The sequence below is a fragment of the Nocardioides zeicaulis genome (genome assembly GCF_042432345.1).
Classification (GTDB): domain Bacteria; phylum Actinomycetota; class Actinomycetes; order Propionibacteriales; family Nocardioidaceae; genus Nocardioides; species Nocardioides zeicaulis.
On the sequence record NZ_JBHLXH010000002.1, the window covers coordinates 304,405 to 312,553 of the forward strand.

The window sequence follows — 8,149 nt, forward strand, 5'->3', positions numbered from 1 at the left end:
GGGGTCGTGGGACTGTCCACAGGCGGCCGTCAGTGCCTCGACGAGTGTCCGATCCCGGCATTAGAATCGAACACATGATCGACACGCAGGTGGGGCTCGGAGCAGGCGAGGTCACCGACGACCTCGACGCCGCCGGCCTGCTCGCGACCCTTCGTGCGTCGCGGCTCCGCGAGAACGCCGAGGCCGCACGTCAGCTCGACCTCGCCGCCCGCTGGGCCGACCTGCACCCGCCCGAGTCGATCCACGACGCAGCCGCGTTCACCGTGCCGGGTGTCGACCACGAGGAGCCCATCGCCGGTGATGGTTGTCCGCTGGTCACGGAGTTCTGCATCCCCGAGCTCGGGGCGGTGCTGGGGATCTCGACCACGGCGGCGAAGAAGCTGATCGGGCACGCCCTCGAGCTGCGCCATCGGTTGCCGAGGTTGTGGGGCCAGGTTCACGCCGGCCAGGTCCCGGCGTGGCGGGCACGGCTGGTGGCCGAGACCACCATTCACGCGTTTCCCGCGCTCACCCCCGAGGCGGCCGGGTGGATCGACACCCAGGTCGCGGCCGTCGCAGGCAAGGTCGGGACTGCGCAGCTCGACCGGCTCGTCGCCGAGGCCATCAAGCGGTACGACCTCAGCGTCGACCCGCGACCCGAATTCGAGGCGGGTGAGGACCACGAGGACTTCGAAGCCGACCAGTACCTCAACCACGACGCCCGTCACGTCACCTTCGACACCCGCCACGTCCACTACGACGGCCTGATGAGGATGGAGGCCGAGCTCGACCTCGCCGACGCCTACGACCTCGACGCCGCCATCGCCCACGGTGCCGCGACCTTGAAGGCGCTGGGCTCGACGGCCCCGCTCGGCGCCCGACGTGCCTCCGCGCTCGGTGACCTCGCGCGCACCCAGACCGCCCTCGATCTCCACACCCAGGGCACGTCCATGCCGGCGGCCCCCACTGGCGACCACCTGCCGGCCGCGCGTGAGGTCGTGCTGCACGTCCACCTCGACGCTGACTTCGCGGACAACCGGACCGTGTTCGGGCCCACTGCCCGGCTCGAGAAGGGCCAGCGCCTCGCGCTCGTTGAGCAGGTCAAGGCATGGTGCGCGTCGTCGCGGACCAAGGTCACCATCCGACCCGTTCTCGACCTCAACACCGAGCTTGCCACCGACACCTACGCGATCCCCGACCGGATCCGCGAACACGTCGTGCTCCGCGACCGGACCTGCGTGTTCCCGTGGTGCACCCGACCCGCACGGGCCTGCGACATCGACCACGTGATCCCGTACGACCACGACGCCGCAGCCGACGGTCGGCCACAGCCAGGCCCGACCGCGACCTCCAACCTCTCCCCGCTGTGCCGCTCCCACCACCGGCTGAAGACCCACACCGCCTGGCGATACGTCCACCTCCGCGCCGGGGTCTTCGAGTGGACCTCACCCCACGGCCACCACTACCTCCGCGACCACGACGGCACCACCGCCCTCGACCCACCCGCACCACCCAAGACCACAGCGCCGCCCACCATCCCGCGTCCCCGCCGACCATGACCCCGCCCCGCACCCCGCCACCACCCCAGGTGGCGGGGCCACCGGCACGTCCGCGTCCTGGCGGTCGGACCTCGGTTCCGAGGATCGCCCGCGAGGGCGGGCTCAGCCTGACCGGTGGCGGAACCGGTCCCAGAGCCCGCGCCGCTCGGACGGACGCGCCGGCGGCGTCACGACCGGGACCGGGCTCGAGGCGTTGCTGAACCCGCGCTTCTCGAACGAGAGGCCGGCATGGAAGGCGACCAGCTCCTCGTCGTCGTCGCTCAGCCCCGAGCCGAGGAGGTGTTCGGTCATCTGCCGGGCCTGAACGGGATCCGGTCGGCCCCAGGTGGACGCCGCGCCGTCGAGGAGCCAGCTTCGCAGGCCGTCGCGACCCAGCCCGGAGAGATGGGCGTCAGGGTCGGCGGCGGCGCGCAGGTCGGCCGCGACACGTCCCCACCCGCCGACGGCGCGGTCGACCCGCCAGGCTGCGCGGCGTGCAGTGGACCGCGGTGAGCTCCACGCCTGGGCGGTGGAGGACGAGGAGGCGTGGGCGCGGGCGAGCACGGTTGCCACGGCGTTGGCGACGCGGCCGGACGGGTCGTCGAGGTGTCGGGCGACGGCCTGGACGACCAGCTCCTCGGGGGCACGCGCTGCGAGAGTCCGTACGGCTGCCGCCCGCACCGTCGGCGACGTGTGCCCGAGGAGTGCATCCACGGTCGCGACATCGGTCTCGTCGCCTGCCCACGCCAAGCCGTCCAGGGCTGCAGCCACCACCCGGGGCGCGGGGTCTCCGAGGTGCTTGCGGCACACCTCGGCGACGTCGAGATCCCGCCGCCGGGCACGCCACCGGGCCTGTTCGCGCACGCGCGGGGAACGGTCGAGCAACAGCCCCACGAGGGTCGGGTCGTCCAGGTGCTCGTCGGGGATGCACGCCGCGGCCGTCAACCTGGCCTCGACCGAGTGGGCGTCCAGCAGCGAGCGCAGCCGCTCGGGCGACGGGGTCCGAAGCAGGTGCTCGGCGGCGGTGCGCCGCAACCACTGGTCCTGGTCCGCGGAAGCGATCCGGACCACCGCGTCCTCGTCGAGCAGCCCCGACGCCAGTGACTGCTCGACAGCCCACCGACGGGCCGCCCGGCGCGTGCTCGTGCGCAGCTGGTCGAGGACCGGCGGCGTGTCGAGCCCCAGAGCCTCGACCAGCACGCTCCACCGCTCTCCGGCCGTGCTCCGGCCGGATCCGTGGAGCACGACGTCCGCGACGAGGTCGACCTCGAGACCCGCCGGGCGACGTTCCAGGACCTCCAGCGCCGCGGACGCGACCTGCTCGACGTGGTCGAGCACGCGGAGCCCCAGGACGGCGGAGGCGATCGGCCCGTCGCGCCCGGCCAGCGCACGGACGGCCCGCTCGCGCAGCCGGCCGTCGACGTGCATGGCGGCGGCCGCCACCGTCGGCACGGGCGCGCGGACGAGGTCGAGCGAGCTCCAGCCACGGACGCCGTGGAGGATCGGCGGCGACCACGTGCCTCGGCGCGCGAGCTTGTCCAGGAGCAACCAGTCGCGTCCGTCGAGACCGGACAGGGGTTGCACCCACTGCTTCGACGCCGTCCGGCCACGCCCGAGGACGTCGTCCCTGAGATCGGTCAGCAGCTCGACGGCGCCGCGGTGGGACAACGCTGCCATGCCGACCTCCCCTGAGCGCTTCGTCGTCGTTGTGTCACCGTAGGGGACGCGCAGCTCGGCCGGCACCCGCGTCTCTGCTCCCTAGCCGAGCACCCGCTCGACCTGCTGCACGAGGTAGTGGGTGCGCAGGAGGAGCTCGGCGTCGCTGGTCGTGGCGGACCGTTCGGGGAAGACGTGGAAGCCCTGGTCGCGCAGCGCACGGACGGAGCGCTCGACCTCTGCGGCGAGGACGCCCGGGGCGAGGCCCGCCACCCCTCGCTGCGCCCGCTGCTCGAGGAGCGTCCGGGTCGCCACGAGGGCAGGCGCGACGCGCCGTCCGGGCCCCGGCCACCCGTCGTCGGGCGGGTCGTCGACCACCGGCGCGGGCGGCGTGGCCGCCCGCCGCAGCCGCTCGACCAGACCCGGCCGCGAGCGGGTGGCAGGTGCCTCGTCGAAGTGCAGCAGGTCGACCCGGGGGGACGTGGCACGCAGCAGGCTGACCGGCTCGCCGACCAGGGTGCCGGCGCGGCCGCGTACACGGGCGACCACGGCGACCGACCCGTCGAGGGCGGCGAGGCGTTCGACCCGGTCGATCGCGTGGGCGAGGTGCTCGGCCCAGGGCAGCTCGAGCGCCAGCACGGCGCCGTCCTCGTCGACGACCGGCCACTCGAGCACCTGGCGTGCCCGGTCGAAGACGACCGCGCCCGAGGAGGCCGGTCGCAGGAGCGCCCACGCCGACGCGGGCCGGGGTGCCGACAGCAGGCTCTCCCCCACACCGGAGCGCGTCCGCGCCAGGTCGGTCCACGAGGTGGTCGCCCCGTCGACGAGCCGGCGCCAGGTGTCGTGGTCGGGCTCGGTCACCGTCGCGGTGGTCGCCTCGACGCCCGAGAGCCGCGCGTCGCTGCTGAGGCGGGCGTCGGCCAGGCGCACCTGCCGGCCCGCTGCCTGCTGCGGCGTCGACAGGCCGGGCCACGGAGAGGGCTGGCGGAACCGGGCCCGCGGGTCGAAGGTGGCCAGGCTCGTGGGCCGCGCGTCGGTCCAGGTGAGGAACCGCTCGCGCTCGGGGTCCCAGAACAGCGTGGTGAGGCCGTGGTAGCCCGAGCCCGTGCGCCACGGCGTGCTGCCGAGCCCGAGCAGCCGCAGCTCGCGCACCGGGTCGTAGGTGTGACGTGCCCGGCCGACCAGGTGGGGCGCGGCCTCCACCCGCAGTGCGGACACGAGGGCGTGCGCGAGCGCCAGCTCGTCGAGCAGGCGCAGGTCGTCGGCCGACGAGCGACGCAGCAGCAGGAGCTCGACCTGGTCGGCGATCCGGCGCAGCAGCAGCGCGAGGCGGTGCAGCTCGGCGCCCTGTGCCCACACGGCCGCCGTGGTGAACCGGTCGAGCACCGCACCGGACAGGTGGGAGACGCCGACGCGGACGGTGTCGGCCAGGAGCTCGGCCACCACCGCGAGCAGGCGCTCGCGCGAGTCGGCCTGCGAGCGCTGCGTCGCGGTCGGGCCGCGACGCGACGCCGTGACCGGCAGCGCCTCGAGCTCGAGGCCGTGGGCCCGCTGCCACGCCAGCACCGCAGCGACGCGGTACTTCCCGGGCGCGGGCAGCGCCTGGTCGAGCACCCACGAGTCCACGCCGCCACCGAAGTAGCGCAGGCGCACGTCAGGCAGCGAGAACGAGACGCCGAGGTGGGACCCACGCTCCACGACGGGAGGCTCCTCGAGGTCGCTGACGAACTGGTGCGCCCAGCGGTACGCCGCCCGGCCGCCCGCCGCGACCAGCGCGTCGCGGTCGAGGGCCATCACCTCGTCGTGGAGCGCCGCCGCAGCGTCCGGGTCCGGCTCGTCGTCGACGTCCGCCAGCCACAGCCCCGCGGCGAGGACGTGCTGGCACACCGACGTGCTCGGGCAGGTGCAGGTGGCGTGCCCGGGACCGGCCAGCGGGATGCGGACCGTGCGGTCGTCGATCTGCACCTCCACGCCGCCGTCGTCCTCGGCGGACAGCTGGGGCTGGAGCTGCTCGAGGTCGCGGCGCGCACGGCGCAGCAGGCCCCGGTTGGCCAGCGCCGACCAGGAGTCGTCGTCGTAGCGCCGCAGCAGCGCCACCACGGCGGGACGGGCGCTCACCGTGCGGTCACCTCCGCCAGCCACGCCGCGAGCTCGCCCGGCGTCAGCGCGGCGATCCGCATCCCGTGGTCGGCGAGGCGTCCCGCCATCTGCTTGTCGTAGGAGGGGTGGGCCGTGCCGTCGAGCGAGGCCAGCCCGATCATCGTCACCCCGGACTCGGCCATCGCCCGCACCGCGCCGACGAGCTGGCCGGGCGGCCCGCCCTCGCAGAAGTCGGTGACCAGCACGAACACGGTGCGGTGCGGGTTGTCGACGTGCTGACCGCAGTAGGACACCGCACGCGCGATGTCGGTGCCGCCGCCGAGCTGCACGCTGAGCAGCAGCTCGACGGGGTCCTCGACGCGGTCGGTGAGGTCCACGACGCTGGTGTCGAAGACCACCAGCCGGAGGCTGTAGGACGGGATGCCGGCGAGGATGCCGGCCATCACGGCGCTGTGGATCACCGATCCCACCATCGACCCGGACTGGTCGACGCAGAGCACGATCTCCCAGGGCAGCCGCCGGGTGTTGCGCTCGAAGAACAGCGGGCGCTCGACCACGAGACGCTGGTGCTCGGCGTCCCAGTGGGAGAGGTTCGCACGGATGGTGCCTCGCGCGTCGAAGCTCGCCGCCACGGGCACGGGTGAGTGCCGGTGCTGGCTGAGCCGACCGCTCAGGGCGCGGCGCACCTCCTGCTCGAGGCGGCGGCGCAGGTCGTCGACCACCGTGCGGATGATCGTCCGCACGTGGTGCAGGACCTTCGGGTCGAGGTGGGCCCGGAGCGTGAGCAGCGTCTTGAGCAGCTCCTCGTTGGGCTCCAAGCGGGCGAGGACGTCGGGGTCGCTGACCAGCTCGGTGAGGCCGTAGCGCTCGAGCGCGTGCCCCTCGATGCGCTCCACGGTGCGCCGCGGGAACAGGTCGCGGATCTCGCCCAGCCAGTCCACGACGTGGGGGGCCGAGGGCTCCGAGCCGCCGGGACCGACCTCGCCGGCCCCCTCGGGGCGCCCACCGCGCCCGGCGTACTCCCGGCCGTAGAGCTGGTCGAGGGCCTGCTCCTGGCGCTCGAACCGGCACCCCGGGCCGGCGCAGGTGTGGGCGAGCCGCTCCTTGGCGTAGGAGCCGAGCACCAGCCGCCAGCGGTCGGTGCTCACGAGACCCACTCCCCCAGGCCCTCGCCGCGCAGCAGGTCGGCGACGCGACGCGACGCGGCGAGGTGGGCGGCCACCTCGTCCTCGGCGAGGTCCCACGAGCGCAGGGGGCCGAGGTCGGCCACCCCGTGCAGTCGCGCCACGACGGCGGCGACCCGGTCGGTCTCGGCCGGGGTCAGCGCCGAGAACGCCAGCCGTAGCTCGGGCAGGTGCTCCAGGAACACCTCCTCCGACCAGTCGCCGACGAGCCGGTCGAGCCCGGGGAGGAGGTCCTGCTCCTGCCAGGTGACCTCGCGAGCCGCGCCGATCAGCCCGCGCACGAAGCCGACGGAGGTCTCCGGCGGCAGGGAACCGGCGAGGTGCCCGACCACGTCGCGGCGCAGCGACTCGGCGTCGAGCCGTCCGGCGGCGTGGGACAGCCCGGCCGCGGTCCCCCGCACCAGCGGCAGGTCGTGCGCGGTGCGCAGCCGGTCCAGCAACGCCCAGAACGGTTCGGGGTCGAGGTCGCCGGCACCCGGCGAGGCGAGGAGCTCGCGGAGCCGGGACAGCGCGTCGACGGCCTCCTCGGGAGGCACTTCCTCGCCCTGCCACTCGCGACCGAGGAAGATCGCGCGGTCGTAGCCGGTGCGAACCAGGGCGTCGAGGCCGTCCACGCGGTGCGCCTCGAGCGGCTCGCGGCCCTCGCGCAGCAGCGCGAGGTGGCCCAGGGCGGCGGTGACGTCGGCGAAGGAGGGGTCGCCGGCGAGCGCGTCGCGCACCACGGGCAGCAGCGTCGCCACCCGGTCGTGCAGCCCCAGGACCAGCGCCTGCCCGAGCAGCGACCCGGCCTGCCGGCTCGACGGGGTGCCCTCGTCGGTGGCCCGCGCGACCTCCTGGGCGAAGCGCACCGCGACCGCCTCGGGCAACGTCGCGCCGAAGCGGGACGCCTCGACGAGCGCGCCCTCCGACAGCGGCGTCCACAGGCACTCCCACCTCTCCTGGATCCGGCCCAGGCCGGTGCCGGCGACGAAGTCGGGCCCGGCGACGTGCCGCGCGAACGGCACACCGAGCAGGGCCAGGCCGTGCAGGACGCGGGAGGTGCGGCGGTGGTCGGGGTTGCGCCACACGTCGAGGGCCGACGTCCGGGGCTCGACGGCCTCGAGGTCGAAGCGGCGAGCCCGCAGCCGCTCCATCGTGTCGCGCACGAGCGGCGGCGACGAGGCCCCCGGCGGCAGCACGCCGACCGCGTCACCGCTGAGGCGCTCCAGGGTCACGCGCTGCACCAGGACCCCTTCGGTGTCGGCGTCGCCCTGCACGAAGCAGCTCGTCACGGCGTCGACGACGTCGCTGCGCAGCGGCGCGGGGCGCTCGCGGAGCGCGGCGAGCCGCAGGGCCTGCTCGTAGGCGGCGGCGAGCGCCGGCGTCGGGACCGTACGACGGTGCACCCGCCGCAGCTCGTCGGCGACGTCGAGGAGCACGGCCAGCGCGGACTCCTGCCGGGCGTCGACCGCGGACAGGGCGCCCTCGGTGCGCTCCCACACCCGCTGGTGCCAGCCGGGCGAGGTCATGCCCGAGGCGTAGCCGCTGAGCTGGTCGAGACGGCGGAAGTCGTAGCGGACGAGGGCCGCACCGGTCTCGACCCGTGCCGGCACCGTGACGGTCGGTCGTGCCGTCGGCCCGGCGAGCTGGTCGGGCAGCGCCACAGCGTGGAACCCGCCCTGCACCAGCAGGACCGGGCCGTCGCCCGGCGCG

Annotated in this window: 5 protein-coding genes; 1 reads left to right on the forward strand and 4 read right to left on the reverse strand. The window is 74.9% G+C overall.

All coding sequences use genetic code 11. The annotated features are described in order from the left end of the window. The first annotated feature begins 74 nt into the window (after window positions 1-74). Entirely contained in the window at window positions 75-1,538 is a 1,464-nt protein-coding gene (locus ACFFJG_RS15970) for an HNH endonuclease signature motif containing protein (RefSeq protein ID WP_378519776.1), read from the forward strand. Between the two features lie 102 nt (window positions 1,539-1,640). On the opposite strand, the gene ACFFJG_RS15975 is transcribed toward ACFFJG_RS15970, so the two are convergent. The 4 genes from ACFFJG_RS15975 to ACFFJG_RS15990 all read right to left on the reverse strand — a co-directional run. Continuing rightward, a complete protein-coding gene (locus ACFFJG_RS15975; RefSeq protein WP_378519777.1) occupies window positions 1,641-3,194 on the reverse strand; it encodes a hypothetical protein in 1,554 nt (517 codons plus the stop codon). A gap of 81 nt (window positions 3,195-3,275) precedes the next feature. Continuing rightward, complete coding sequence (locus tag ACFFJG_RS15980; protein ID WP_378519778.1) at window positions 3,276-5,291, reverse strand: YehQ C-terminal OB-fold domain-containing protein; 2,016 nt, start codon at window positions 5,289-5,291, stop codon at window positions 3,276-3,278. Then, window positions 5,288-6,421 carry a VWA domain-containing protein gene (locus tag ACFFJG_RS15985; RefSeq protein WP_378519779.1) on the reverse strand — a complete coding sequence of 378 codons (1,134 nt, stop codon included), beginning with the start codon at window positions 6,419-6,421 and terminating at the stop codon, window positions 5,288-5,290. Before ACFFJG_RS15985 ends, ACFFJG_RS15980 begins: the two co-directional genes overlap by 4 nt. Then, the coding region (locus tag ACFFJG_RS15990; protein WP_378519780.1) for a DUF5682 family protein at window positions 6,418-8,149 on the reverse strand (1,732 nt) is incomplete at its 5' end. The genes ACFFJG_RS15990 and ACFFJG_RS15985, both read right to left, overlap by 4 nt.

Bases quoted from the DNA above. Each gene is read 5' to 3' on its own strand.
- ACFFJG_RS15970 (WP_378519776.1), top strand. From the start codon at position 75: ATGATCGACACGCAGGTGGGGCTCGGAGCAGGCGAGGTCACCGACGAC.
- ACFFJG_RS15975 (WP_378519777.1), bottom strand. From the start codon at position 3,194: ATGGCAGCGTTGTCCCACCGCGGCGCCGTCGAGCTGCTGACCGATCTC.